Origin of the sequence: Neolewinella maritima (assembly GCF_923081025.1) — a bacterium.
GTDB lineage: Bacteria > Bacteroidota > Bacteroidia > Chitinophagales > Saprospiraceae > Neolewinella > Neolewinella maritima.
Window position 1 is genome coordinate 915,022 of record NZ_CAKLPZ010000001.1, and the last position, 26,406, is coordinate 941,427.

18 protein-coding genes are annotated in these 26,406 nt (G+C 58.0%); 13 read left to right on the forward strand and 5 right to left on the reverse strand.

The features are described 5' to 3' along the window. Window positions 1-37 precede the first annotated feature (37 nt). The 7 genes from MJQ68_RS03715 to MJQ68_RS03745 all read left to right on the forward strand — a co-directional run bounded on the left by MJQ68_RS03715 (window position 38) and on the right by MJQ68_RS03745 (window position 9,853). Window positions 38-1,591, forward strand: a complete 1,554-nt coding sequence (locus tag MJQ68_RS03715; RefSeq protein WP_238749632.1) for a type I restriction-modification system subunit M — start codon at window positions 38-40, stop codon at window positions 1,589-1,591. Between the two features lie 171 nt (window positions 1,592-1,762). Next, the gene (locus MJQ68_RS03720; protein ID WP_238750595.1) at window positions 1,763-2,989 is read left to right on the forward strand and encodes a restriction endonuclease subunit S; all 1,227 of its coding nucleotides are present in this window, start codon (window positions 1,763-1,765) and stop codon (window positions 2,987-2,989) included. A 37-nt stretch (window positions 2,990-3,026) separates the two neighbouring features. Continuing rightward, on the forward strand, window positions 3,027-4,394 hold the full coding sequence (locus tag MJQ68_RS03725) for an AAA family ATPase (protein WP_238749633.1): 1,368 nt from the start codon (window positions 3,027-3,029) through the stop codon (window positions 4,392-4,394). Then, window positions 4,387-5,040, forward strand: a complete 654-nt coding sequence (locus MJQ68_RS03730) for a DUF4276 family protein (RefSeq protein WP_238749634.1) — start codon at window positions 4,387-4,389, stop codon at window positions 5,038-5,040. The genes MJQ68_RS03725 and MJQ68_RS03730 overlap by 8 nt, the downstream gene beginning before the upstream one ends. 245 nt (window positions 5,041-5,285) lie before the next feature. Beyond that, complete coding sequence (locus tag MJQ68_RS03735) at window positions 5,286-5,885, forward strand: hypothetical protein (protein ID WP_238749635.1); 600 nt, start codon at window positions 5,286-5,288, stop codon at window positions 5,883-5,885. A 4-nt stretch (window positions 5,886-5,889) separates the two neighbouring features. After that, on the forward strand, window positions 5,890-6,420 hold the full coding sequence (locus MJQ68_RS03740) for a helix-turn-helix domain-containing protein (RefSeq protein WP_238749636.1): 531 nt from the start codon (window positions 5,890-5,892) through the stop codon (window positions 6,418-6,420). Window positions 6,421-6,988: 568 nt separating this feature from the next. Next, window positions 6,989-9,853, forward strand: coding sequence for a type I restriction endonuclease subunit R (locus tag MJQ68_RS03745; RefSeq protein WP_238749637.1), 2,865 nt, complete (start codon window positions 6,989-6,991; stop codon window positions 9,851-9,853). Between the two features lie 84 nt (window positions 9,854-9,937). Here MJQ68_RS03745 and MJQ68_RS03750 read toward each other — a convergent pair whose 3' ends face one another. Continuing rightward, window positions 9,938-13,162 (reverse strand): cellulase family glycosylhydrolase, encoded by a 3,225-nt coding sequence (locus MJQ68_RS03750; protein ID WP_238749638.1) that lies wholly within the window; start codon window positions 13,160-13,162, stop codon window positions 9,938-9,940. Window positions 13,163-13,572: 410 nt separating this feature from the next. Here MJQ68_RS03750 and MJQ68_RS03755 point away from each other — a divergent pair, with 410 nt between their 5' ends. Together MJQ68_RS03755 and MJQ68_RS03760 are read left to right on the forward strand one after the other, a co-directional pair. Continuing rightward, window positions 13,573-14,160 carry an SET domain-containing protein gene (locus tag MJQ68_RS03755; RefSeq protein ID WP_238749639.1) on the forward strand — a complete coding sequence of 196 codons (588 nt, stop codon included), beginning with the start codon at window positions 13,573-13,575 and terminating at the stop codon, window positions 14,158-14,160. 170 nt (window positions 14,161-14,330) lie between these two features. Continuing rightward, window positions 14,331-15,899: a carbon-nitrogen hydrolase family protein gene (locus tag MJQ68_RS03760; RefSeq protein ID WP_238749640.1), complete on the forward strand. Its 1,569-nt coding sequence runs from the start codon at window positions 14,331-14,333 to the stop codon at window positions 15,897-15,899. Window positions 15,900-15,926: 27 nt separating this feature from the next. Here the strand turns inward: MJQ68_RS03760 and MJQ68_RS03765 are convergent, their stop codons facing one another. From MJQ68_RS03765 to MJQ68_RS03775, 3 genes are read right to left on the reverse strand one after another with little or no spacing between them, the layout of a single operon-like run. Continuing rightward, window positions 15,927-17,036 carry a serine hydrolase domain-containing protein gene (locus MJQ68_RS03765; RefSeq protein WP_238749641.1) on the reverse strand — a complete coding sequence of 370 codons (1,110 nt, stop codon included), beginning with the start codon at window positions 17,034-17,036 and terminating at the stop codon, window positions 15,927-15,929. Continuing rightward, entirely contained in the window at window positions 17,037-17,933 is an 897-nt protein-coding gene (locus MJQ68_RS03770) for an aminotransferase class IV (RefSeq protein WP_238749642.1), read from the reverse strand. A gap of 56 nt (window positions 17,934-17,989) precedes the next feature. Continuing rightward, the gene (locus tag MJQ68_RS03775) at window positions 17,990-18,733 is read right to left on the reverse strand and encodes a sulfotransferase-like domain-containing protein (protein WP_238749643.1); all 744 of its coding nucleotides are present in this window, start codon (window positions 18,731-18,733) and stop codon (window positions 17,990-17,992) included. Between the two features lie 322 nt (window positions 18,734-19,055). On the opposite strand from MJQ68_RS03775, the gene MJQ68_RS03780 reads away from it, so the two are divergent. The 4 genes from MJQ68_RS03780 (at window position 19,056) to MJQ68_RS03795 (ending at window position 23,904) form a co-directional block, all read left to right on the forward strand. Continuing rightward, the gene (locus MJQ68_RS03780) at window positions 19,056-20,873 is read left to right on the forward strand and encodes a UbiD family decarboxylase (RefSeq protein WP_238749644.1); all 1,818 of its coding nucleotides are present in this window, start codon (window positions 19,056-19,058) and stop codon (window positions 20,871-20,873) included. Between the two features lie 144 nt (window positions 20,874-21,017). After that, complete coding sequence (locus tag MJQ68_RS03785; protein ID WP_238749645.1) at window positions 21,018-21,458, forward strand: energy transducer TonB; 441 nt, start codon at window positions 21,018-21,020, stop codon at window positions 21,456-21,458. A gap of 130 nt (window positions 21,459-21,588) precedes the next feature. Next, window positions 21,589-22,776, forward strand: a complete 1,188-nt coding sequence (locus tag MJQ68_RS03790; protein WP_238749646.1) for a molybdopterin molybdotransferase MoeA — start codon at window positions 21,589-21,591, stop codon at window positions 22,774-22,776. Between the two features lie 6 nt (window positions 22,777-22,782). Then, complete coding sequence (locus MJQ68_RS03795; RefSeq protein WP_238749647.1) at window positions 22,783-23,904, forward strand: NTP transferase domain-containing protein; 1,122 nt, start codon at window positions 22,783-22,785, stop codon at window positions 23,902-23,904. 40 nt (window positions 23,905-23,944) lie between these two features. Here the strand turns inward: MJQ68_RS03795 and MJQ68_RS03800 are convergent, their stop codons facing one another. Beyond that, entirely contained in the window at window positions 23,945-25,978 is a 2,034-nt protein-coding gene (locus tag MJQ68_RS03800) for an HAD family hydrolase (protein WP_238749648.1), read from the reverse strand. Window positions 25,979-26,406 lie beyond the last annotated feature (428 nt).

Below are 26,406 nucleotides of genomic sequence, written 5' to 3' on the forward strand. Positions count from 1 at the left end.
CCTTACCCCTTCACACCTCACACCCCTCCCACCCCCAGTGTCTACCAACCACAAAGCCCAGCTAGAGACCCAGCTCTGGAACATCGCCAATACCCTGCGCGGGAAGATGAACGCCGACGATTTTCGCGACTACATCCTGGGCTTCATCTTCTATAAATTCCTGAGCGAGCAGCTGGAGAACTACGTGAACGATAAGCTGCTGCAGGAGAGTGACGGCTTCTTGTACGACGGACTGAAGGAAACCAACCCCCAGTACGACGTATACCTACGCGAGATCCGCACCGCCTGCCTCGACGAGTTGGGCTACTTCCTGCGGCCCGACGAGCTGTTCTACCACATCGCCCGGCGTACCGACTTTATCCTCGAAGACCTCACCACCATCCTGCGCAACATCGAGGCCTCGACGATGGGTACAGCCAGTGAGGACGACTTCGATAAGCTCTTCGAAGACCTCGACCTGACCAGCTCCAAACTGGGCCGCTCGGAGAAGGACAAGAACGCTCTAGTCAGCAAGGTGCTCGGTCACCTGGATAAGATCGACTTTGCCCTGGAGGACACCGAGACCGACGTGCTCGGCGACGCCTACGAATACCTGATCGGACAGTTCGCCAGCAACGCCGGCAAGAAGGCCGGGGAGTTCTACACCCCCCAGGAGGTGAGTACCGTGCTGGCCCGGCTGGTCACTAAGGGCAAGCACCGGCTCAAGACCGTCTACGACCCCACCTGCGGCTCCGGCCCCCTGCTGCTGCGGGTGCGCAAGGAGGTCGAGGAGGTGGCCTACTTTTACGGACAGGAGCTCAACCGCACCACCTACAACCTGGCGCGCATGAACATGATCATGCACGGGGTGAAATACGACGCCTTCGACATCCGGCAGGAGGATACGCTGGAGCGGCCGCAGCACGTCGACGAGCGCTTCGAGGCCATCGTAGCCAATCCGCCCTTCTCGGCCAAGTGGAGTGCCAACGACCTGTTCAACGGCGACGACCGCTTCAGTCCGTACGGCCGGCTAGCCCCCAAGAGCAAGGCCGACTTCGCCTTCGTACAGCATATGGTGCACCAGCTGGCGGACAACGGGCAAATGGCCATCGTACTCCCCCACGGGGCGCTGTTTCGTGGCGGCGCCGAGGCCCATATCCGCCGCTTCCTGATCGAGGAGCGCAACTACCTGGACGCCGTGATCGGTCTACCCGCCAACATCTTCTACGGCACCAGCATCCCCACCTGCATCATGGTCTTCAAAAAGTGCCGCGAGCAGCCCGACGACCTGCTGTTCATCGACGCCAGCGCCCACTTCGAAAAGGCCAAGAACCAGAACGTGCTGCTGCCCGAGCACATCGACAAGATCGTCAGCACCTACCGCGACCGCGTCACCCAGGACAAGTACAGTTACGTTGCCCCCCTGTCCGAGGTCGCCGAAAACGACTACAACCTCAACATCCCCCGCTACGTCGACACCTTCGAGGAGGAGGAGCCGGTAGACCTGGCCGCCGTCAGCGCCGAGCTCCAATCGCTCGACAAGGAACTGGAGGCCAATGCGGAGGTAATCGCGGGCTTCTGTGCGGAACTAGGCATCGATACACCATTCTAGCCGGTCGTCGGCCGAGCCATGGAAGCGTAGCGCCCGTTGCTCGTCCGCCGACTGGCCTATTCATTTAGGCGGGGCCGCAGGTGCAAGCGGTCTTACGCGGTAGGCCCCCCGAAAGGCTCAGCGCTTAATCTTTAAGAAAATTTAGTTATGGAAATGCGATTGGTACCGGCGATGCGGTTTGGGGAGTTTGAGGGGGATTGGCGTGAGTTTCGTTTTGGAAAAGGCGTTATAGAGAGTGCTTTTGGCCCACGATTTTCCTCAGATCAATATGTGGACAATGGGGCGGTCGTATGCCTTAGGACGACTGATATGGAAGACGATGGAACAATATCTTATGACAACGTTCCTGAAGCAAACTTATCTGTGGAATTTGAAAGTCACTTTCTTAAATTAGGAGACTTAGTTATAGCACGTAGTGGTACAATCGGTATAACAGGATTATTTGAAGGCTATGAGAAACCTGTTGTTCCCGGTGCCTTCCTTATTCGATTTCGTTTAAATAGAAATATGATTAGTGGGCACTTTACTAAAGCATATTTTAACAGCACGTCTGGCAGGAATGAGCTACTAAGGCTATCAGCAGGTGGAGTTCAGAAAAACTTGAAGGGCAGCTCAGTCAAGTCTTTAAAATTTCCCCTTCCCACCCTCCCCGAGCAACAAAAGATCGCCACCTTCCTCACCGCGGTGGACGGCCGGCTGGCGGGGCTGCGGCGGCAGCTGGAGCTGCTGGGGGCGTATAAGCGGGGGGTGATGCAGCGGGTGTTTTCGGGGGAGTCAGTTGGTGAATGGGAGAGAGTTACTATCGATGAAGTGTATGGCTTCTTCTCTACTAATTCTTTATCAAGAGCCCAACTGAACTACGAAGCAGGCGACAGGAAAAATATACACTACGGAGATATTCATACCAAGTTTTCACATCACCTGAACGCTAGCCGAACTGAAATACCATTTATCAATAATGAAGTAATAGCAAAGGGAGCGGCTTATAAACAGACTGTTCGGGTAGGGGATGTGCTCTTAGCAGACGCCTCGGAGGATGTAAGTGACATTGGGAAGGCAACCGAAGTGGTTGACGCCGGCACTGTGCCGCTATATGCAGGCCTGCACACTATACATGGCAGACCTAAGCCCAATAAGATTGCACTGGGGTACAGCAGTTTACTTCTACAGTCCCCACAGTTTAGAAAGCAGGTTAGTAAGATTGCGCAGGGGGCTAAAGTATTAGGTATATCACCTACCTCCATCAAGCGCATCAAATTACCCCTCCCCTCCCTCCCCGAGCAACGCCGCATCGCCACCTTCCTGCGCGCCCTGGACGACCGCATCGCGCTGGTGGAGCGGCAGCTGGCGGGCGTGGAGGCGTTTAAGCGGGGGCTGTTGCAGGGGATGTTTGTGTGATGGCTAGGCTGTATCTTGTGGCAGTAATACGGATAAAATGATCACGCGTATCGAGGTTACGGGTTTTAAAACTTTCACTGATTTTGCAGTGGACTTGGCTCCACTGACCGTGATTGCTGGAGCTAACGCTTCAGGAAAGAGTAACCTATTTGATGTGTTGCGATTGCTTCGAGATATGGCAACGAATGGGCATACACCGTCTATCCAAACGCGAGGTGGACTCACTCAAGTATTTACGAAGTACAACAAGGAAGAGACCAGCAGCTACATCGTGATTGCTGTGGAACTATTGCTACCCCTACAGACCCGGGGCTACAGCACAGAATTTATGGAGCGATTAGAACATAATCGCTGGCGTTATGAATTGAAGTTGCGGTTAGATATTGGGTATGAAGATATTGATGCAGTAGAAATTGTTGGTGAAAAGCTTACAACAATTTCCGAAAAGAAGGATTCCTGGCCTCAGCGTTATCTTTCGAAAGATCAGCGTGATAAATATGTGATGGTCAGTTACGGTGGTCCAAATGTATTAATAGATAGCTTCTCTACAAACGATGAGAACGAAAAGGGGAGGTACCAGTTCGGAAATTATTCTAACACTTTACATAAGACAGCACTTAGCGAAACGACCATCAGAGATGATAAACATCTGAGAGCAGTATTTAATGCGATATCGTCAATAGAGTTAGTGGACTTAGCGAAGCCATATCACTTTTCGAATTTTGCAAGAGCATCAGGCAATGATGATAAACAAAGTAATATTCTGCGGCATCTTCAATTGATCAAGCAGTATCCTGTTGATTTACAGTATTTGTCACGACGAGTTAATAAGATAATTAAAGATATCGTTGATGTTGACGTGTACATAGACGATTTCAAACGAGCCACAGTGACCGCCACGGACACGCTAGGAGGAACTTATGTAGCTGATCTGCTTTCAGAGGGAACGTTACGTGTAATTGCATTATCTACCTACCTGTTGGGAAGGGAAAGTAATAGATGCCTTCTAATCGAGGAGCCGGAAAACGGTGTTGACCCACGTGTATTAAATGAAATGTTGAATCTGCTGATAGATATTGTCTTTTCACCATTTGAGGAAGAGAATGCAGGTCTTGGTCAGGTTCTCTGTACGACACATTCTCCAACATTTCTACAGGCTGCATTAAGAGCTCACGGTAATAAGCCAGGAGTTCACGCACTCTTAACCACTAAAGTAGTCTCATTCGTGAATACCGAAGGCAGGCGTCGTAAACTTCCTGCAACCCGTATGAATGAGATAGTCTTAGACGCCGATGGTACTTCCCCTAAAGGTCGGATTGAACGTTATACCCTTAGTCAGGCATTGGATTATCTAAACCAGCTTCGGCTTCCGCAGCAGAACAAGGAAAGCCTACCGGATGCCTAACATTCTATTAGTTGAGTATGCGGGGGAAGGTGAATCCGATGGACGATTCTTGGGTCCAATTATCGAACGCACACTTGAAAGTATACTGCTGACTAGTAATCAGCAGATCGACGTGTACCCACCGGAATGGTGTGGTAGCGCGAAGGGTGTAGACCAGATAGTAGCGACTTACCGAGACGCACAGCGTCGTGGAGCCTATCTGCTGATCTTGCATGCCGATGCCGATAGTAGTAACTACAAGAAAGCGCTGAACGAACGACTACGACCCGCCCTAGAAACGATCGACACGCTCGACTTGGAGGATGCGCCCATAGTAGTACCGGTCATACCAGTACAGGAAACGGAAGCATGGATGTTAGTGGATCGGGAAGTACTCAAGCAGGTTTTGAATACAACTATCGATACGCAAGACCTCGATTTGCACGGTGACCCGGAACGCTACGCTGACCCTAAAAGCAAGCTGAATGAGGTGCTGCGTGTAGTCAATAATGATAGAAGTGATAACCTAAAAATGCACATCAGTTCGCTATACGAGCAACTTGGGCGGGCAGTACCACTAGAGAGTCTGAACAGGCTACCCTCCTACCAGCGGTTTTGTCGAGCTCTTACTCAGGCCTTACGGGAAGTAGGTTATCTATCGACATAAGCATTCCTTGGGGAGGACAATGTACAGGAGATGGCCCAGTTGGTCCTGCTGTCTGGTTTGATAGCTAGTCTCAGATCGACTTTCTGGGTGGAAGACCGGGTTGGAACCGGAGACCTGTGGAAACACAGCCTAACCACCGGCGGTCACATAGACCATAATCAGCGTGCACTCACTGCAAAATACCCCCGCGATCTCAGGTAGTTAACACAGTGAGTTAGTAGATTGCATGCGATACAACTGTTTGTTTGCCTGCTAAGACGGTGAACGAGGACATATTTTGCAGGAAAAATTTGGAACTTAACTTTAAAGTGAAGAACTTCGTAAGACTGGAGGCGTTTCGTGAACGTGAGGAAGATGGGGAGACCTACTTCTACACCATGCGTATGAGTGCTGACGGCGAAACCTGGAACGATGAGAGTGAGACGGACGAATTCATCCGCTTCTTTACCGAAGAAGAGGATTATCGAGAGCAATTCAACGAACTGCTGGCCTTACTGGAGGTGATCGCTCAGTACGGAGCCGAAGATCGCTACTTCAGACCCGAAAAGGGTGCCCACGCCCTCCCACGAGCGGCTCGCTTCGAAGGACAAATTGTCGTCGGTAGTGGCAATCCAATCCGGCTATACTGTATTAGGTGGAGCGAACGCATTGTCATCTTACTGAACGGTGGTGTCAAGAGTGAACAAGCGAGGACCGCTCAGGAGTGTGATAACGTGCGACCCTACTTCGAGGATGCAGTCCGTATCAACCGACGTTTCGAGCAGTTATTTCGCGTCGGCGATGTTAGAGTTGTTGATGGTGAGCTGCGATCTACAACCGGTCATGAGATTGAATTTAAATTATAGAATCATGGGCAGTAAACGATACCAAGAAGCATTGGAACGGATTCCGCAGGATACGCGGCGGTTCGCAAAAACCTCCGTAGAGGTGATCGATCAAATTCATAGCGAACTGAAGCGTAAGGGGTGGAAGCAAAACGACCTGGCTAAGGCCCTGGGAAAGCAAGAATCTGAAGTTAGCAAGTGGCTGACCCCCGGACACAACTTCACCCTTAAATCGCTTGCAAAGATTGAAGCTGCACTTGAGGTGTCCATTCTAAAGACGTCTACCGCCTGGAAAGCTGCTAACTACGCGGCTACCCACCCCCGTATGAGTGCAAACGAAGCCTACCGTCGTGTACGAGCCTCGGCGGACACCCCTTCACCCGGTGAAGGTGCAATCATCACCTTTACCATACCGTTAGTTCATAAAGCATACCTCAAGCCTGTTTTTGATGTATCACTTCTAGACAAAAATAGAAGCCGCAAACCCGGAACTTCTCATAAAACAGGTAATTATATTACATTCGAACAGAATAAAATGCAACATAGTGGTGGATAGTATAGAGTCATCATCAACCTATCAATTCACCTATCTAGGCATAGTCGATGAAGAGTTTGCATTTATGCAACAGCATTTCGAACTGGACACAGAACCGTCCGGTCAACTTGGCGCAGCGTTCACCGTGCAGGCCGAGGACCGAGTTATATTTTGCCGCGCGATCACTGAACTGTCTATATCAGATCGACCCTCTTTTGTAGCCTGCGCTGTCACCTGTAGTTTCAGGCTCACAGAAGATTCATGGCTTGAGCGCCTTATACAAGACCAGGACGTAATCAGTCTGGAGAAACAGCTATTGGATCATCTTGGGTCTTTTACCGTTGGAGCCTTGCGAGGCTATTTCCACGCACGGCTATCCCGCACACCTGCACGAGCCATTCTACCAGCGGTTGATGTCGCTAGGTTGTTAGAAGGGGTGCCGACGGAGTATCCTATCTGATTCTCTCTCGCGCACACTTATCTTACCTGCTAAACCCCACCGCTGCCGGAGGCAGCTGCGTACCGTCGCTGCTGGAAGCAGCGTCGTACCGTACCGTATTCACCTTGCACCTGCGACCCCGCCCCAGATATGACACGCCGTAGCCCCAGTACCCAGTCCGAAGCCGCGCTGGAAGAACAACTCATGGCGCAGCTGACTACGCTGGGCTACGACCGGGTGACGTTGCCGGACGAAGCGGCGCTGCTGACTAACCTGAGGCGGCAATTGGAGCGGCACAACGGCCTGCAGCTCAGCGAGACGGAATATCAGCGCATACTCAATCACCTCGATAAGGGCAATGCGTACGACCGGGCGAAGACGCTGCGCGACCGGATGCAATTGCAGCGGGACGACGGTACATCCACCTACGTGCGCTTTCTGAATACCGAACACTGGTGCCAGAACGAGTACCAGGTGACCAATCAGGTGACGCTGGAGGGCAGCTATAAGAACCGCTATGACGTGACGCTGCTCATCAACGGGCTGCCGCTGGTGCAGATCGAATTGAAGCGGCGGGGCGTGGAGATGAAGGAGGCGTTCAACCAGATCAACCGCTACCACCGGCACAGCTTTAGGGCGGCCAGAGGGCTATACCAGTACGTGCAGATATTCGTGATCAGCAACGGGGTGAATACGAAGTACTACGCCAATAACCGGCGGCAGGAATTTAAGCAGACCTTCTACTGGACGGACGCCGCCAACCAGCGGATCAGTAAGCTGCAGGACTTCGCGCGGGAGTTCCTGGAGAAGTGCCACGTGTCGAAGATGATCTGTAAGTACATCGTGCAGCATCATACCTATCGGCTGCTGATGGTGCTGCGGCCCTACCAATACTACGCGGTGGAGGCCATCATCGACCGGGTGAAGAACAGCCGCAAGAACGGCTACATCTGGCACACTACGGGCTCGGGCAAGACGCTGACCAGCTTCAAGGCCGCGCAGGTGCTGGTGAAGCTGCCGGAGGTACACAAGGTGGTCTTCGTGGTGGACCGTAAGGACCTGGACTACCAGACGACGCGGGAGTTCAATGAGTTCAGCAAGGGCAGTGTAGACGGAACGGATAATACCGGGACGCTGGTCACCCAGCTGGCGGACGATACCAAACTGATTGTCACCACGATACAGAAGCTCAATACCGCCATCACCGGATCGCGCTACGAAGAGCGGGTGGCTCACCTGCGGGACAAGCGGGTGGTGTTCATCTTCGACGAGTGCCACCGCAGTCAGTTTGGCGATACCCACCAGCGGATCGTGGCCTTCTTCACCCAGGCGCAGCTGTTCGGCTTTACGGGTACGCCCATTTTCGCCGATAATGCCGTAGCGGGGCAGGGCGGTAAGCAGACTACGCTGACGCTCTTTGAACGCTGTCTGCACAAGTACGTGATCACCAATGCGATCAGGGATGAGAACGTGCTCAAGTTCAGTATCGAGTACGTGGGCCGCTACCGGAATAAGGAGGACGGTAACGAAGTCGCCCTGGACATCGACGTAGAAGCCATCGACACCCGCGAGCTACTCGATGACCCCGGTCGGCTGGAAAAGGTCACGGACTGGATCATCGCTAACCACGGACGAAAGACCCACCAGCGGAGGTTCACGGCCATCTTCGCGGTAAGTAGCGTGGATAACCTGATCAAGTACTACGAGCTGTTCCGGGAGCGGGATACGACGGGACTGCGCATCGCCACCATTTTCAGCTATACCGCCAACGAAGAAGACCGGGAGGCCGACGGCATGATCGGGGAGCCGGACTTTGACAATGACGGTCCGGCAAACGTGCATACCCGCGACCGGCTGGAATCCTTTATCGAAGATTACAACCGGCACTTCGGGACCAGCTTTACTACCCGCGACGGCAAGAAGTTCTATAACTACTACAAGGATATTGGCAAGCGCATCAAGGACCGCGAAAAGGATACGGCGAGCGACGACGACCGGGTGGATATTCTGCTGGTAGTCAACATGTTCCTGACCGGCTTCGACGCCAAGCTGGTCAATACGCTCTACGTAGATAAGAACCTGCGCTACCACGGTCTGATCCAGGCCTTTAGCCGCACCAACCGCATCATTGGGGAGGTGAAGAGCCAGGGCAATATCGTCAGCTTCCGCAACCTCAAGAAGGCGACCGATGAGGCCATCGCACTATTCTCCAATCCGGAAGCCAAGGAGGTGATCCTGATGGAGCCCTACGAAGTGTACGTGCAGCGCTTCAACGAGGCGCTGGCGGACCTGATCGAGCTGGTTCCCTCCCCGGAGGCAGTGGACCGGCTGCTGACCGAAGAAGATGAATTGTCCTTCGTGCAGGCCTTCCGTAAGCTCATCCGCATCGACAACGTACTGACCGGTTTTTCAGAGTACGACATGGACGACGTGGCTATCGACCTACAGACCTTCGAGGACTACAAGAGCAAGTACCTGGATATCCGGGACAAGGTCCGCACGGAGGCCAAGCGCAATAAGGTGAGTATCCTCAACGACGTGGACTTTGAGGTCGAGCTGATCCACCGTGATCAGGTCAACGTCAGCTACATCATCCGGCTACTGACTAATCTGCACACGGCTAAGGAACAGGACAAAGCGGCCCGCCGCCAGGAGATCACTACGCGTCTGAACAACGAAGTACAACTGCGTAGCAAGCGGGAGCTGATCGAAAAATTCATCGAGCAGGAGCTTCCCCGCGTGGGCAAGCAGGGGGATGTGGAGCAGGAGTTCACCAACTTCTGGAGCGCCGAACGGCAGCGCGCCACCGTACAGCTCGCCGAGGAAGAGCAACTCTCCGCCGACGGCCTACAGGGCCTCATTGACACCACTTTATTCAACGGGCGGGAACCCTCCCAGGCGGAGGTACAGGCCGTGATGACCGTACAGCCGAGCATTCTGCGGCGGACGAGCATCCTGAACCGCGTGCAGCAGCGACTGGCGGAGTTACTGGAGCGATTTTATGATGATATGTAGGTCGCAAAAAAAGCAACCCCCGAACAGCAGCACCAACGCACCACACCTCCGGGGGTCACCCTATCAGATCCAGTCCATGCCAGCCTATTGCCGCACAAAGCGCTCGGTAAAGCTGCCCGCCGCCTGCTCCACCCGCAGCACATAGGTGCCGGTGGGTAGGTCGGCTACGCTAATGGTCAGCTGGGTAGCGCCGTCGAAGGGGGCTTGCTGCACGACCGCGCCGCGCATGTCCAGGATGCGGTAGCTGCCCGCTTCCTGGTGGAGGCCGGTCACGTAGAGCGTCCGCTGTACCGGATTGGGGAACAGGCCGGGGGTGTCATCCGCGCGGAAGCTGCCGGCCGGGGCCAGACGCACGCTGCCCGAACCACAGTTGGGGGGTGTAGCGGAATTGCTGAAGTAGACGGTGTAGCCCGCCGTTTTCTCCACCAGGGCCAGGTTGGCACCGTCCTTGACAATCCAGTAGTTGCCGTCCAGACCGGCGAAGCCGGAGCCGCTGAGCGTCAGGTCGGGCTGGGCGCGGTCGAAGCGGTAGGTGAGGGTCGGGCGCAGGTCTACATAGTAGCTGGGCCGACCGTCACGCGTGTTGATCGCAAACTGGTACACGTCGCCGTACTGCGCGCTGTAGTTGATGCTGAACTGGCGGAAGTTGCCCAGGGCGGGGCCGTCCCGACTAAGTGCGGGACTAGCTGACGCGTCGCCGGTGCCGAGTACGTGCACATTGCTGTAGCTCAGCTGGTTCAGGGCCGGTAGCGGACTCCCCGACGGTGCACCGAAGGAGCAGGTCGTGGGGTTGCCCGTAGGCGGTGGCGAAGTGCCGTTGCGGGTAAGGGTGAACCAATTGATGTTCCAGCGCGGACCGGAAGCAAACAGCCGCAGCGTGCGGTCGCCCGCCGGTAGGTCGACCGTGGTGGTGATCGTGCGCCAGTTCTGCCAGCCGCCGGTATTGGGAATGGCGGTGGTGGCCAGTACCGTGCTGCCGGAGCGGAATTGTACGGCGCCCGTGCTGTACAGACTCGCCACGCGGTAGCTCACCGTATAGCTGCCGGCGGTGGGTACGGAGAGCCGGTAGTCCAGGTAGTCGCCCTGGTCAATGTAGCCGACGTTGAGTCCGCCGCCCGCGTCGGCGGTGGCCTGGGTACGGATGCCATTTTCGCGGCAGTAGTCCTCGGCCTGAATGCGCCCGTCGATGGATGCACCAGTGCCGGCACAGGGGTCGGTGGGCGGCGGCGGTGGCGGGGGGGGCGTACCCGAGCAGGTGATCACGTTGTTCCAGGCCGCGGTGGGGCAGCTGCGGATGACGTAGTTGAGGGTACCGTCGCTGGGAAACTTGTCGGCCTCGGCCACGCCCTTGTTTTCCCAGACGTGCACCTCCGAAGGGTCGCCGCCCTTCTTGCGGGCCACGCTCACCTGGCCGGACTGGCTGCCCAGCACGAAGGTGTTGTTGTATACGGCGATCTTCTCGCCGGTGCGGAAGCCGGTGCCGCGGTCCTGGAAGTCTACGCCGGCCACGACATTGGGCTCACCGTCGGCCCGGAAGGTGTTGCCGTAGATGAAGGCTTCGGACCCCTTCACGTCGATGAAGGCATCGGCGCTGTTCGCTCCCGAGATCCCCCGGGCGATGAAGTTGTTGAAGCGTACGATCGTGCTGCGGGTACCCTCCTTGATGTCTACGCCCTCGGCGGTGACGTTGGGCCCGATCGTACAGCTGGCGATCACGTTGTTGTCGCAGCTGCGGCGGTACTTCGCCTTCGTGCCACCCTCCTCCAGGTGCTGACTCTTATCGGAGCCGACGTAGATGCCCTCCCCGTAGCCGGGCTGGTTGCGACCGGTCTCGGTGACCGTACAGCCGCGCACCAGGTTGTTGCTCGATCCGTCGCGCAGGTGGATGGCCTCGTCGCCCACGTCGCTTACCCGCAGGTTGATCAGCTGGTTGTGGTTGGCATTGTCCAGGATGACGCCCTTAGCGCCGGTCCGGAAGGTCATATCCTTGACCGTCCAGTAGTCGCCCTCCAGGCTGAGCAGGTAGCCGTTGCTGTTGCTGCTGCCCACGATCACGGGCGGGTTATTGGCATTCTCGCCGCGCAGGGTGATGCGCTGGCTGGCCGTACCGTTGCGGTCCGAAAACAGGTAGGCGGAGCTAAAGGTGCTACTCAGCGTGTTGCTGATGCGGTAGGTACCCGCGGCTACGACGATCTCCTGTCCGGGCTGTGCCGAGGCCATGCGGTCACGGATACACTGTACGGAGCTGCAGACGCCGCCGGTAGCCGGTGGGGGGGGCGTCGGACCGGCGGCGCTACCCCAGTCCGAAATGATCTGCTTAGCCAGCCTGCCCGAGGGGGTGAGCTGGTTGTTTTGCAGTCCGGCTACGCCCTTGCCGAGCTGCACGGCGTTGGCACCGGTGCTGCCGTCGTCCTCCAGCTTATCGCTGATGGCCCAGTTGGCGTGGCTGAGCTGGTTTTCGCGCATGAAGTCCAGCCAGTCATCGGTCTTCGTTTCATTGGGCTCGCCCTTGCCCGAAGCCAGTACGCTGCCCCATTCGGTGACGAAGAGCGCTATGCCCCTACTCAGCGCGGTGCGCGCTTTGCTACGCAGGTCATCGCCGTGGGTGCCGGCGTAGAAGTGCAGGGTGTAGGCGGTATTGCGGTCGGGTAGAGGGTTGCCGGCGGCCACATCTACGCGCTGGGAGTAGAAGGGCGTACCCACCACGATCAGGTTGTCGGGGTCGATCGCGCGGATCGCGTCGGTCACCGCCTGGGCGTAGTTGCGGATGGTCGACCACGACTGATTGATGGGCTCGTTGTACACCTCATAGATCAGGTTATCGCGGTTGCCGTAGCGCCGCGCGATCTCGGTAAAGAAGGCGATGGCCTCCGGCTGATACCGCTCCGCCTCGTGGGTGTGCCAGTCGACGATCACGTAGATCCCCCTGGCGATGGCCGCATCGATGACCGTGGTCACTTTGAGGAGTTGCGCGTCGGGACTGTCCACGTAGCCGCGGCCACCGTCCCAGCTCTCCTTCACGCCCATCGCTACGCGGACCAGCGAGCTGTTCCAGCCGTCGGCCAGGGTATTGACCGTAGCGGCCTTATAGTAGTCGCTCACGTCGCCGGCATTGCTCCAGAACAGGCTGTTGCCGGCCAGGCTCACCGGCGTACCGCTCTTGTCGACGATACGGTTGCCGTCCACCCGCAAGCGGCCGTGCTGGCTCACGATGGACTGGGCGCTCAGCGGTCCGCCGCCGAGCAAAAGGAAGAGGAGCAGCATGAGGCTACCCGCACGCACCGGGGTGCGCAAGTAAAATTTTTGCATGATGTTGTGTTAGTAGGTTATGGTGTAAATCGAAAGAGGTAGCTGCACGCCAGGTCCAGCTCCGCGCAGGGCGCGAAGCATCAACTAAAGACTAGGTGACTAACTGGGGAAACTTGGTCGTGCAACCGATTGCAATAATAGGCAAATAAATTTAATATAACGCAATAAAGAGCGGCTAAGAAAATTAAACTTGGCGGTAGAGTATTCAAAAGTGGTGACTATTTTATTGCCCTAAAGGATAGGGGAGTGGCCGCGGTCGCAGGTGCGCAGTCTCCCCCGTAAAGCAATAGGGAGGATACTCAGGCGGTAGGGCAGCGAGCAGAAAAATTTGCGTACTGCTAAGTATCCCGGGTCTACTTTGTGTTCCCAAACCACGCTGCACCAGTCCTGATCAGGTCAGGACCCCACCCATGATCCATCCCGACACCCGACTTCAGCATATCTCCGACGCCGTGGGTTACGGTGTATTTGCCACCGCGCCGATCCCCGCCGGTACGATCGTCTACGTGAAGGATAGTCTGGAGATCACCGTGGCCCCCGCCGACTTCGACCGGCACGGCCCCGAGATGCAGGCCGTGATCGACAAGTACTCCTACATCGACGAGCGGGGCGACCGCATCGTGAGTTGGGATCTGGCCAAGTACGTCAACCACTGCTGTCAGTGCAATACGATCTCCACGGGCTACGGCTTCGAGATGGCCCTGCGCGACATCGCCGCGGGGGAGCAGCTGACCGACGAATACGGCCTGTTCAATCTCGACGTCGAAATGGAGCTGGCCTGCGATCAGCCCGGCTGCCGCAGGCGTATCGGTCCGGGTGACTTCGACAAGTACTACCCGCAGTGGGACGAGACGATACGCAGCGTCATTCCCCGATTGTTCGAGGTCGAGCAGCCGCTGGGCAGCTTGCTTACACTGGAAACGAAGCGGGAGTTAGAAGCGTACCGGGAGGATATGGGGCGGTATAAATCTGTTTATGTCTTGAAGTTGAAGGACTGACATAGAAACATTACCGCGGAGAACCGAAGAGAATCGCAGAGGACCACGGCTATCAACGGCAGTATACGAATGACTGCTTCGTACCCCTCCGTGCTACTTTCATTTAGCCCTCCAACTTAGGCCGCTATCATTTCGTTTCCTCTCTTTACCCCAACCGAAAAACCACCCCTATGGCTAGCCCCTCTACCCCGGAAGTCGAGAACTTCGCCGCCCATGCGGAGATCGAGAAGGTCGAACTCAAGTACCTCTCCATCGATGAGTACGAGCGGCTGCGTGAAATTATGGAGGAGGCCTACGCCGTGCTGCCCGAAGCCTCCTGGGACCGCGAGCACATCCAGAAACTCATCGACATCTTTCCGCAGGGACAGATCGCCGTCCACATCAACGGCGAGCTTGCCGGCTGTGCCCTGGCCATCATCGTAGATTATAAGCAGTTCGGTGACCGGCATACCTACCGCGAGATCACCGGCGACTATACCTTTTTGACCCACAACTCCGACGGGAACACCCTCTACGGGGTAGATGTATTCGTGCACCCCAAGTACCGCGGACTTCGCCTCGGCCGCCGCATGTACGACTACCGCAAGGAGCTCTGTGAGGAGCTTAATTTGGAGGGGATTACCTTCGGCGGCCGCCTGCCGAAGTACCACCTGCACGCCGACGAGCTTACCCCCCGACAGTACATCGAGGCGGTCAAGTCGAAGGACATCCACGACCCCGTACTGAACTTTCAGTTTGCCAACGATTTCGCCGTCAAGCGCATCATCAAGGACTACCTCGAGGGCGATCACGAAAGCAAGGAGTACGCCGCGCTGCTGATGTGGAACAACGTCTACTATACCGCCCCCAGTCGCAAGGCCAGCGTAGACAAGAGCGTGGTACGCCTCGGACTGGTGCAGTGGCAAATGCGCTCCTACAAAAATCTCGAAGACCTGCTCGAGCAGGCCGAATATTTCGTTGATGCCCTGGCGGCCTACCGCTCCGATTTTGCGCTCTTCCCGGAGTTCTTCAACGCCCCGCTGATGGCGGCCTACAACGACCTGAAGGAGCCCGTCGCGATCCGCAAGCTCGCCGAGTTCACCGAGCCGATCGTCAAAAAATTCAGTGAGTTTTCGATCTCCTACAACATCAACATCATCACCGGCTCCATGCCCTCGGTGGAGGAAGACGGCAAGCTGTACAACGTCGGCTACCTCTGCAAGCGCGACGGTACGGTCGAGAAGTTCTATAAGCTGCACGTCACCCCCGACGAGGCCAAGGTCTGGGGCATGGTAGGCGGCCACACGCTGCGGGCCTTCGACACCGATTGCGGCAAGATCGGCATCCTCATCTGCTACGACGTCGAATTCCCCGAGCTGCCCCGCCTGCTGGCCGATCAGGAAGTCGACATCCTCTTCGTCCCCTTCCTCACCGACACCCAGAACGGCTACAGCCGCGTGCGCCACTGCGCCCAGGCCCGCGCCATCGAAAATGAGTGCTACGTAGCCATCGCCGGCTCGGTCGGTAACCTGCCCAAGGTGCACAATATGGACATCCAGTACGCCCAGTCCATGGTCTTCACCCCCTGCGACTTCGCCTTCCCCAGCAACGGCGTCAAGGCCGAAGCCACCCCCAATACCGAAATGATCCTGGTGGCCGACGTAGACTTGGATCTGCTCAAAGAGCTACACGAACACGGCAGCGTGCATAATCTGCGGGACCGGCGCAAGGACGTCTATTCGTTGACGCTCAAAAAGTAGCCTGAACACGGAGGACGCGGAGTGTGCTTACCTCCGCTCCCTCTGCGTCCTCCGCGGCGAAACCCCCACCGCCAGCCGCCGCAGCAGTTCCGTGTACACCACCTGCTTACCCGCCGCCGGATTCCCGTCCACCCCCATGCGCACCACGACCATATTCCAGGCGGGGACGATGAGACATACATTATGGTTCAGCCCGCTGGTGTAGGCCGCCGCCGGATGGTCGTCAGTAGCCGGGATGATCCACCAGTTGTAGCCGTAGGTGCCCCGGCCGTCCGTACCGCGCCGGTCGGTATCGGCCAGGGCCAGCGCCTCGGGTACCTGACTGGTAATGGAGGCCGCCACCCAGGCCGCCGGGATCACCTGCTCGCCCCGCCACGTCCCGCCCGTGAGGTACAGCAGACCGAAGCGGGCCTGCTCACTGGCCGACATCCGCAGTCCCGTGCCGCCGAAGTTGATCTTCACCGAATCCCCCACGTAGCCCTCCCCCCACCACTCCCGCTGCTGAATGCCGATGGGGCCTAGCAACCGCTGCCCGAGGTACGCGTTCAGGCTCATCCCCGCAGCCTGCGTCAGCGCCCGACCAGCCATGATCATGGCCTCATCCCAGTAGGCGTAGGCCGTACCGGGCTCGAACAGGGGCGGGGCGGGCACGTAGGGGGTCCACGACCAATCCTGGCTCGGCTCGCCCCAGCGGCTATCCCCCACCGCGTCATAACCACTGGTCATGGTCAGGAAGTGGCGGTAGGTCACCTCCGGGTAGTGCTCCCGCAGCAGTGGCTCGTGCTCCACTACCGGTTGGTCCAGTCCGATGCGCCCCTCTGCCGCCAGCAGTCCGGCCGCCGCCGCCGTAAAGCTCTTCGTACACGACCAGATATCGTGCACCTTGTCGATACTGTCCCCGGCCCACACCAGCTGTCCGTACCGGATCACCAGTACCTCTTCCAGACCGTCCTCCTTGCAGTGCGTCCTCAGGTAGTCCAGCGCATCGTTCAGCACGTCGGGGTCGATACCTACCTCATCCGGCCGGGCTCGTTCCCAGTCCGCATCCGGGTACACCGTCGCCACCCCATCCGTACGCAGGGCGGGGCCGCAGGTGCAACAGCAGAGGAGGACGGCCCCCAGTATCCAGTAATTCATCTACAGTAATTTAGTGCCGCCGGACCGCGTCAGCTCCCGAAAGTGAGCCTGCACCCGCTCCAGCACCGACGCCCCGTGCTTATTCACGATCTCCCGCCCATCAATCGCCCTGACCCGGGTAAGCTCGCCCATCGTGCCCGTGGTGAATACCTCGTCGGCCGTATAGAACTCGCTCACCGAGATCCGCGCTTCTTGATGGGGAATACCGTGGTCCTGGCACAGTGATAGGATCGTCGCCCGCGTAATACCCGGCAGACAGTAGTCCGCATACGGCGTCCGCACCTCTCCGCGCCGGATACAGAACACGTTCACGCCATTAGCCTCCGATACAAAGCCGTCCTTGTCCAGCATCAGTCCGGCATCGGCTCCGGCTTGATTGGCTTCGATCTTAGCCAGGATATTATTGATCAGGTTGTTGTGGTGAATCTTGGAGTCTACGCTCATGGGCGGGTTGCGGCGTACGGAGCTGGTGGCCAGGGTGATTGACTCGGGGTACACCGGCGGCTTGTGCTCGGCCAGTACGATGAGGGTGCAGCCCGCCTGGTTCAGCCGGGGGTCCATGCCGGAAGTGATCTTGCGGCCGCGGGTGAGCGTAAGGCGGATGTGCACGTCGTTGCGCATGTCGTTGGCTAGCAGCGTCTGCCGGATCGCGTCGATCACCGTATCCCTTTCCGGTACCCTCTGAAACCATAGCGCGTGGGCCGAATCGTAGAGCCGGTCGAGGTGGGCGTCCAGACTGAACACCCGTCCGTTGTACACCCGCAGGCCCTCCCAGACCGCATCGCCGCCCTGCACGCTACTGTCGAATACGCTGATCTTGGCCGCGTCGCGGTGCAGGAGCTGGCCGTCTATGTAGACCTGTAAGTTGTCGTTGGCGGGGTTCTGGGTTTGTAGCATGGGGGAGGGGGTTAGGGGGTTAAGGTGGGAAGGGGTTAGGGGGGGTAGGGGAGGCGTTATAGGGCGTGGTGGAGGAGGTAGTGGTAGGCGGGGGTGCAGGCCTCGGCGATCTTCGAGAGGGTGGGGGAGAGCTCGATCTGTTTCTCCCGGTAGGGGCGGAAGCCGGTGCTGCTGTGTACTCCGGCGTACCAGTGGCTGGCCCAGCTGCCGTCGTAGGGTTTGGGGCCGGGGGGCCAACTGAGCATATGGGGGGTGTAGGGTAGCCCTAGCCGTTCACACAGTCGGGCGAGTACGGTGGCGGGATCCAGCAGGAGGCGCTTAGCGTCCACTACGGTGGGCACCCCCCGTTGGCTAGTGGGGCGGGAGCGGAGGTAGTTGAAGAGGGCGAGTTGCTGGGGTAGCCCGATGTCCTGATCGGTGACCCGGGTGACGACCTTGCCGAAGGAGGCCAGAATTTCGCGGGGGTCGCGGATGAGCAGTACGTTGGTCATGCCGTCGAGGAAGTCGCGGGGCAGGTCGATGAGGTGGTGCGTCATCTGCTTGAAGACGACCGTCGGGCTGCCGTAGTCGTGGTGGAGCATGCTGTGGATGACACGCTTGCCGTCCGGCTCCTGCGTAGCCAGTACCTCGTCGCGGCCGGGGTGGTTGGCTTCAGTGGGCTGCCGCGCGAGGTAGTGGGCGTAGAGGGGCTCGTCGACCACCGTCGTATCCGCACGCTGGGCGAAGGCGTATAGCAGTGCCGTGCTGATATTACGCGGGGATGACCACAGATTGATACGTTGAGTGGTTATAGGAGCCATGCGGAAGAAAACGAACGAGACGAAGCGGGAGCGCGGCAAGAAAAAGAAGTGCTGCGAAAAGTACCTTAAAAAGGGAAAGTACTGTAAACGCTGTCCATTAATTCCCTGATTTAGTGAGTGCTCCACTCGGTTGGGGAACATTTATTGTGCGGCGGCAATCTACTACACTGTCGGGTAACGTACATTTAAGGCGACGTGGCGAGAGACTTTATCTTGTTTTTGGCGTCTCTCATACACACGTTACAGCCTCCGGTCCATTTTTGGCCGGGGGCTAATTTTTTGCCCCCACAACCAAAGGGATGGCCGATTCATTAGGGCAGCTATGTATCCTTCCCTCCGCGCCGCCGCCGATGATCTTGAACGTACCGGCCAGCTTCTCCGCATTTCCCACGAAGTAGATCCCGACCTGGAGATGGCCGAGATCCACCGCCAGGTCTTCGCATCCCGCGGCCCCGCCCTCCTGTTCGAACGGGTGAAGGGCTCCCCCTTTCAGGCGATCTCAAATATCTACGGCACCTACGCGCGTACCGACTTCCTGTTCCGCAAGACGCTGCCGAAGGTCAAAAAAGTAGTGGAGCTGAAGGCCGACCCCGCAAACTTCTTCAAGAACCCGCTGCGCTACGCCTCGGCACCCCTCACGGCCGCCACCGCCCTACCGCGCCGCCACCTGCGCCCGGCCATCAAGTACGCCCGCACGACCATCGATCAGCTGCCGCTGGTGAAGTCCTGGCCCATGGACGGCGGGGCCTTCGTGACTCTGCCGCAGGTCTGCACCCTGCCCCCCGGCAGCCGCAAACCGATGCAGACCAATATCGGCATGTACCGCATCCAGCTCAGCGGCAATGACTACGCGCTCAACCAGGAGATCGGGCTGCACTACCAGCTGCACCGCGGCATCGGCGTGCACCATACGGAGTACAATAAGACGGACGAGCCCTTCCGCTGCTCGGTGTTCGTGGGCGGTCCGCCGAGCCACGCCTTCTGCGCCATCATGCCGCTGCCCGAGGGACTCAGTGAGATGACCTTCGCCGGTATGCTGGCCGGTCGGCGCTTCGGCTATACGTGGGACGGCGATCACCTGCTCTCGGCCGATGCCGACTTCGTAATCACCGGCACCATCCGCAAGAACGAAAAGATGCCGGAGGGCCCCTTCGGCGATCACCTGGGCTACTACTCGCTGCAGCACCAGTTTCCGGTCATGGACGTCGATACCGTCTGGCACCGCAAGGATCCGCTCTGGCACTTCACGGTGGTGGGCCGGCCGCCGCAGGAGGATTCCAGCTTCGGCTACATGATCCACCATATCGTCAAGGACCTGACCGGACAGGAGTTTCCCGGCATCAAGCAGATCAATGCCGTCGACGAGGCCGGCGTGCACCCCCTGCTACTGGCTATCGGTTCGGAACGCTATATGCCCTTCCGCGATAAGGTACCCGAGGAGATCATCACCCAGGCCAACCGCATCCTAGGCTCCGGACAGACCAGCCTGGCCAAGTACTGTCTCATCGCCGCCTCCGAAGACGATCCCGCACTGGACGCCGACGATCAGCCGGCTTTCTTCGCCCACCTGCTGGAGCGCTTCGACCCCACGCGGGATCTGCACTTCCAGACCCGCACCACCATCGATACGCTCGACTACTCCGGTTCCGGCTGGAATGCGGGCAGCAAACTGATCTGGGCCTGCCGGGGAGATAAGCGACGTGAACTGAGTGATGTAGTCCCCGAAGGGCTCGACCTGCCGGAGGGCTATGGCAATCCCCAGTTCGTAGTACCCGGTATCCTGGCCATCGAGGGCCCCGAGTTTACCGAAGCCACCGGCTACGATGACCTGCAGCCATTCCTCGACGCCAACGTAGACGGGGTGACCACCGACGAGCTGCCCCTCATCGTAGTGTGTGACGACAGTACGTTCCTGTCCGCCGACTTTTCCAATTTCGTCTGGGCCACCTTCACGCGCTCCAATCCGAGTCACGACCTGCACGGCATCGACAGCTTTACGGAGCACAAGCACTGGGGCTGCCGGGGACCGGTGGTGATCGACGCACGGGTCAAACCCTGGCACGCGCCGGGGCTGGTGACCGATCCGAAGGTGGAGGCCCAGGTGAGGGAGCGCCTGGCGGGTATGATAGATCCGGTGTAACAGGGCGGGAAATAGCAGGGAAGGCGTAACGGAGACGGGGTTTAGTACATAGACATAGTACTACAGGGGGCATGTGCCTCCACCCGGTCGGGCCCGTATCGCTACATACAATGGTCGTCTTAGCCGGATAACTACCTACCCGCTATGCGCACGATCACCCTCACCCTCCTGCTGCTACTCTGCCTGTCTGCTTTACCCGCCCAGTCAAGGGTAGCTGCCGTCGGTGCTGCCCCCTCCGTTCCGCCGCCCATAGCTAATCCGGCAATACGAGAGGCCGCGGTTATCAACCGTCCCGTGCCAGCATTTCCCGGTGGGCGGGCCGGCTTCGTCTCATTCCTGCGTCAGCACCTGGACTATCCTGCCGTTGCCCAGGAATATGCCGTAGAGGGCACCGTCATCGTCACGGTAGAAGTGCAGACTGACGGGGCGGTCCACGTACTCGGAGTGGCCGAGCCGGTCTTCGCCCCCCTCGACACGGCGGCCCTGCGCGCAGCGCGTAAGTTGCCCCGATTCCTACCCGCGGTAACGGAGGGTCAGCCGGTCGTCAGGCGTCTACGCATTCCCTTCCAGTTCAGCTTACGCTAAGCCACACACGTATTGATCGAGTACGTTTGAAGACTTTAGACTAATTGGTCCCGCTCGGGACCACTAGTTTGCGGTCTCTATTCGTCAATAACTTCGATCTGTAGCATCCTCTACCGGACATCCCCCGCCCATGACCGACCCCCAGGCCGCCCTCCAGCTCGTTCTCCAGCAGTCCTTTGACTGGGGCAACGAAACCATCCCCCTGCACGCAGCGACCGGCCGGGTGCTGCGGCAGACCGTCCACGCCGACCGCGATCAGCCGCCCTTCGACCGGGTAGCCATGGACGGTATCGCGATCGACTACGCGGCCTACCGCAGCCGACGTCGCTTTCCCGTAGCCCACACCGCACCCGCGGGTACCGCCCCCCTGCCCCTGACGGACCCCTCCCACTGCGTAGAAGTGATGACCGGCGCGCCCCTACCCCCCGGCACCACTACCGTGATCCGCTACGAAGATTTGCAGCGCGACGGCGATGCCTTCATCGTCCCCGAGGGCGTGGAGGACGGCCGCAGCATCCACCGCCGCGCCAACGACGGGCGGGCCGGCGACCGCGTGCTCGAGCCGGGCCGCTACATCGGTGCCGCCGAACTGGCCGCGCTGGCGACCTACGGCGTGGGGGAGGTGACCGTAGCCCGCCGGCCCCGCGTAGCGATCGCCTCTACCGGCGACGAGGTGGTACCCGTACAGCAGACGCCGCTACCGCACCAGATCCGCAGCTCTAACGTCTGGCAACTGGCCGGCCTGTTCCGCGATGTAGGTATCGAGCCGACCGTAAGCCACCTGTCCGATGAAGCCCGGCTCGGGCAGGAGCTCCTCAGGCAGCTCCTGGCCGATCACGACCTACTACTACTGAACGGCGGCGTATCCAAGGGTAAGCTCGATCATGTGCCCGACTGGCTAGCCACGGCCGGGGTAGAGGGGCTGTTCCACCGCGTAGCCCAGCGGCCCGGTAAGCCGCTCTGGGTAGGGCGCAGCACGCAGACTATGGTGTTTGCCCTGCCCGGTAATCCCGTGTCGAGCCTGGTGGGCGCCCTGGCTTACGTGGGGCCGTTCCTGCGTCAGCAACTGGGGGTGGTGCGGCCGGCCCGGCAGGCCGTGCTTACCCGGGAGGTGACTTTCGTGCCGGACCTGCAATTGTTTCAGCAGGTGAGTTTAGCGTCGGTAAGCGGGGAGCAGCGGGCCAGCCCCCTGGACCACGGCGGCAGCGGCGATCTGCTGAGTCTGCTGCGGACCGACGGATTCTGCGTACTGCCACGGGGCCGCACTACCTTTTCGGCCGGTGAGGCGTTTGACTTTCTCCCCCTGTCCTTACGCTAGATCGCCATGCACCACAAGCATCCCCCCCTCGCCCGTCCCGCCCTGGGGCAGTATGCCCGCACTGAACTGGCCTTCGTGGGCTCGACCTGTGCCCGCATGGAAGCCGTGATGCGCGACTGGATGCAGCAGCTCGGTGACTACCGTACGCTGCTGGTTACCGGAGAGCACACCGCGCCGGAGGTTGCTACCTCGATCCGCTCCGACCGCAAGCACTTCACCTCCTCCCACGCCAGTTGGAACGCCTTCGACGACCGGCTACTGGGCGGACAGTACGACCTGGCCCTCGTCAACGGCAACCACTACCCGGCCGCCCGTCAGATCGTGTTTGTAGACGAGGCCAAGGCGGGGACGCTGGTGCGCAGAAAAGATCAACTCAGCGATGTGCTGGCCGTCGTACTGGTCGACACCGAGACCGTTCCGGACTGGCTACAGCAGCACGTAGAGGCGCAGGAAAGCGCGCCGGCTGTGTTACCCTTCTCCGCCGTTGATACGCTCCTGCCGAAGCTACTAGAGCTATTGCAGGCAGCCACGCCACCGCTACGTGCCCTGATCCTGGCCGGCGGCAAGAGCGAGCGGATGGGGGCGGACAAGTCCCGCCTGGTCTACCGCGATGGACAAACAGAAGTGGAGCGGCTACGGGACCTGTGCCGTAGTCTGGAGCTACCCGTACACCTTTCGGTACGTGATGCCACTTTCGCAGCCAATGTCGCTGACCTCCCCCTGGTAGCCGACCGCTTTCTGGGACTGGGGCCCGCCGGTGCCATCGCCTCGGCCTTCCTGTCGGCCCCCGATGCCGCCTGGCTGGTGCTGGCCTGCGATCTGCCGCTGCTGGATGAGGCGACGCTGCGCACGCTCCTGACCGCCCGCCGACCCGACCGACTGGCTACCGCGGTGCGCGGTCCGGGCAAACCCTGGCCCGAGCCGCTGGTGGCGATCTACGAGCCGCGGGCCTATCAGCGGCTACTGCAGTTTTTGAGTCTGGGCTACGCTTGTCCGCGCAAGCTGCTCATCAACAGCGACGTAGCGGTCGTGGACCTGCCGGACGGGCGTCCGCTCACCAACGCCAATACGCCGGAGGAGCGGGAACGGGTGCTGGGGCAGATTGGTGTAGCGCCCCACGGCCGATGATCCTGGATGATGACTCAGAATAGAACGGCAACGCTGCACCTTATCTACGAATAAAATCGAGATGCAGCTGAACGAATCGTTTTACGTGTTGTCGCTTTTCCATTAGCTCTTCTCTGCTGATATACTTTTTGGTAATATTCAATAAGGTAAGTCGGGGATCAAGCTGAACCACTATCCGCGGAAGCAGTGGGCTCCGGGAGTAAGACCCGTCAAACCACTGGGTGTAGGCACTTTGTCGTTTCCTGCTGGAAATGATATAGCTTAACGCCCGCGAAATATTGAACGGCGGAGCGAACACCCGGATATTGGAGTTTTCGATATTACCACTATAGAAAAGATCTCCGAGGGTAGCCGCTACCTCAGGAGTAGCATCTTCTAGCATCTCGATAAGAATGGGTGTGATCGCCGTATACGTGGTCTCGATATGGGGGTATGCGGCCAGGGATCGACTAAGGGTACGGGAAAAGCGCTGGATGCCCTCCGCATAGTTATTCAGTCCCCACGCCTCGAGATGCACGGAGGGGTCTTTCAGCACGGGCTCGAATCGTCCGTTATCACCTTTACGGTAACTCAGGGTCGTTCCGTGTTCGCACTGCAGCAGTAATTCGAGGATGGGGCCTTTCCCCGCCCGGATGGATGGAAACATGTAAGCGGGTACCTTCCTGTTCTCCGGAGCGGTATGTGCACTGAAGTGGGTGACCGCTAAGTAGTAAGTGATCAGTTCGAAAGTAGGCTTTTTACTTTTGAGGATCCTGAAAATAGTATCCTGAAGCGTTCCCTTCCATCCTATATCAATAAAGCCGACACGCTTATCCTGAAGAAGTCCTTCCTGCTCGAAGTAGCTAATGACAGTCTCCCGGTAAACGCTCGCGCTCGATTCTACCTTCGCCTTCAGGCTAGTATTGCTCAGCAGTTCGTTTTGTAAACGGCTTATCAATTTTCTCGTGAGTCTATGATCCAGTCCGTTATCAATAAGGGATTGCCTCAGATCGGCACCGAGATGATCAATTAGTACATCGGCCCTGAAGTGTAAACGCTTTGCGACAATGTTGAACGTGATCACATTGTCCATCTCCTGGAAGATCCACTGGAAACTGCTGCTGGTGAGGCAGAAAATCGAGGCGAAGTAGGTGGATTGTCTGGACGTGTATAGGTAACGGATCTCAATATCGTAGTGAAAACAGGCGATGATCTCTTCTGCGATGATCTTCAGCAGGTAGCCGTCCCGTGCCAGAAAGTAGAGTCGTTTGATCCCCTCGTCAACTGCCTGCTTCAATGAATTATGGACAAAGCCGTAGAACATAGGTCCCATAAAACTTGCCCCAAGCCGATACGACGGCTTTAGGTCATATCCCTCAAGCCGTGTTTGCTTACTCGCGCCGGCAAAGAGCTGTAGGAATATATTCTGTTCTTCCCTGAAGTAACTCCGTTCAATGCTACTTAGAACGGGATCTCGGTAGAATATGTAGTTCACCCCCATGCGCTTGGCCATGACGCAATCACTCTCGAAATTGTCACCCGTGTGGATAAGTGACGCTGGCCGGATATTCTGATCGGTACAGACATGACTGAACAGCGTTCCGTCTGACTTGCGCAGCTTTAGCTCAGACGATAAATACAGGGGGATAGCCGTTAGGCGAGCGTCAGCGTTCTCAAGCATTTGCATGACAACCGCCTTGCTGAGGTACATGTCTGAGATCAGGAAGACGTTCTGTTCGGATTCGATGATCTTGACCACGCTAGAGACATTCTGTGGTATAGGGTAGCAGCTGTCGATCTCGATGGCTTCTTCCAATTCCTGAAGGAGCTCGAGGTGCTCCGCCTCGATCTGATGGAATTCTGAACCCAGGGCCGTGTATATCTCACGGAGCGTGATCTCCGGGAAGGAGGACGTCTCATGCGCTACTTTCTGCGCACGCACCCTGAGATTGACAAATTCATCGATGAAGTAATCAGGGAATTCTAATCTAGTTATTCCCTTAAGCTGCTCCCTCAATGCAACGAAAACACCTTTATCATTAGCAAATTTACGTGTGAGTAGTGTGTCAAAAATATCAAACGAGTAGTTGTTCATTATATAGTACCTCTAAAACAATAAGTGAGAATCAGCCTAAAATCATAGACTGATTCCGCCGTTTGGTTAGCGCCACCACCCACCTCGATCTGGCACGGAGTACCATCGAGAAGACGCTGCCGGCCGGAGGGTCGGATGGCCCCTCTCCGCTCGGCGCTTCTACATCGAATCGTCCGTTCTGCATAGCTGGTGTGGTAAGGAGGCAAGTGAACCTTCTGACACACCCTTTAAAACGGTCTCAGTATGCGCAGCGTACCCCCCATGTTCCCACATGTTAAGGAGGGTGCCGCCTGGAGGAGGATCGAACCTAAAGCTAGCGTGCGGCTGCTAAATGTACGTGGTTGCAACTAATCTGGATCGAATCGATGCGGTGTCAGGACTTTCCCGATCATCCCCCTCGGGCACGTTTTCTTGGTCAGGGCAGCAGC

Bases quoted from the DNA above. Each gene is read 5' to 3' on its own strand.
- MJQ68_RS03725 (WP_238749633.1), top strand. From the start codon at position 3,027: ATGATCACGCGTATCGAGGTTACGGGTTTTAAAACTTTCACTGATTTT.
- MJQ68_RS03720 (WP_238750595.1), top strand. From the start codon at position 1,763: ATGCGGTTTGGGGAGTTTGAGGGGGATTGGCGTGAGTTTCGTTTTGGA.
- MJQ68_RS03800 (WP_238749648.1), bottom strand. From the start codon at position 25,978: ATGAACAACTACTCGTTTGATATTTTTGACACACTACTCACACGTAAA.
- MJQ68_RS03785 (WP_238749645.1), top strand. From the start codon at position 21,018: ATGCGCACGATCACCCTCACCCTCCTGCTGCTACTCTGCCTGTCTGCT.
- MJQ68_RS03745 (WP_238749637.1), top strand. From the start codon at position 6,989: ATGACACGCCGTAGCCCCAGTACCCAGTCCGAAGCCGCGCTGGAAGAA.
- MJQ68_RS03780 (WP_238749644.1), top strand. From the start codon at position 19,056: ATGTATCCTTCCCTCCGCGCCGCCGCCGATGATCTTGAACGTACCGGC.
- MJQ68_RS03795 (WP_238749647.1), top strand. From the start codon at position 22,783: ATGCACCACAAGCATCCCCCCCTCGCCCGTCCCGCCCTGGGGCAGTAT.
- MJQ68_RS03740 (WP_238749636.1), top strand. From the start codon at position 5,890: ATGGGCAGTAAACGATACCAAGAAGCATTGGAACGGATTCCGCAGGAT.
- MJQ68_RS03750 (WP_238749638.1), bottom strand. From the start codon at position 13,162: ATGCAAAAATTTTACTTGCGCACCCCGGTGCGTGCGGGTAGCCTCATG.
- MJQ68_RS03760 (WP_238749640.1), top strand. From the start codon at position 14,331: ATGGCTAGCCCCTCTACCCCGGAAGTCGAGAACTTCGCCGCCCATGCG.
- MJQ68_RS03775 (WP_238749643.1), bottom strand. From the start codon at position 18,733: ATGGCTCCTATAACCACTCAACGTATCAATCTGTGGTCATCCCCGCGT.
- MJQ68_RS03755 (WP_238749639.1), top strand. From the start codon at position 13,573: ATGATCCATCCCGACACCCGACTTCAGCATATCTCCGACGCCGTGGGT.
- MJQ68_RS03765 (WP_238749641.1), bottom strand. From the start codon at position 17,036: ATGAATTACTGGATACTGGGGGCCGTCCTCCTCTGCTGTTGCACCTGC.
- MJQ68_RS03730 (WP_238749634.1), top strand. From the start codon at position 4,387: ATGCCTAACATTCTATTAGTTGAGTATGCGGGGGAAGGTGAATCCGAT.
- MJQ68_RS03790 (WP_238749646.1), top strand. From the start codon at position 21,589: ATGACCGACCCCCAGGCCGCCCTCCAGCTCGTTCTCCAGCAGTCCTTT.
- MJQ68_RS03770 (WP_238749642.1), bottom strand. From the start codon at position 17,933: ATGCTACAAACCCAGAACCCCGCCAACGACAACTTACAGGTCTACATA.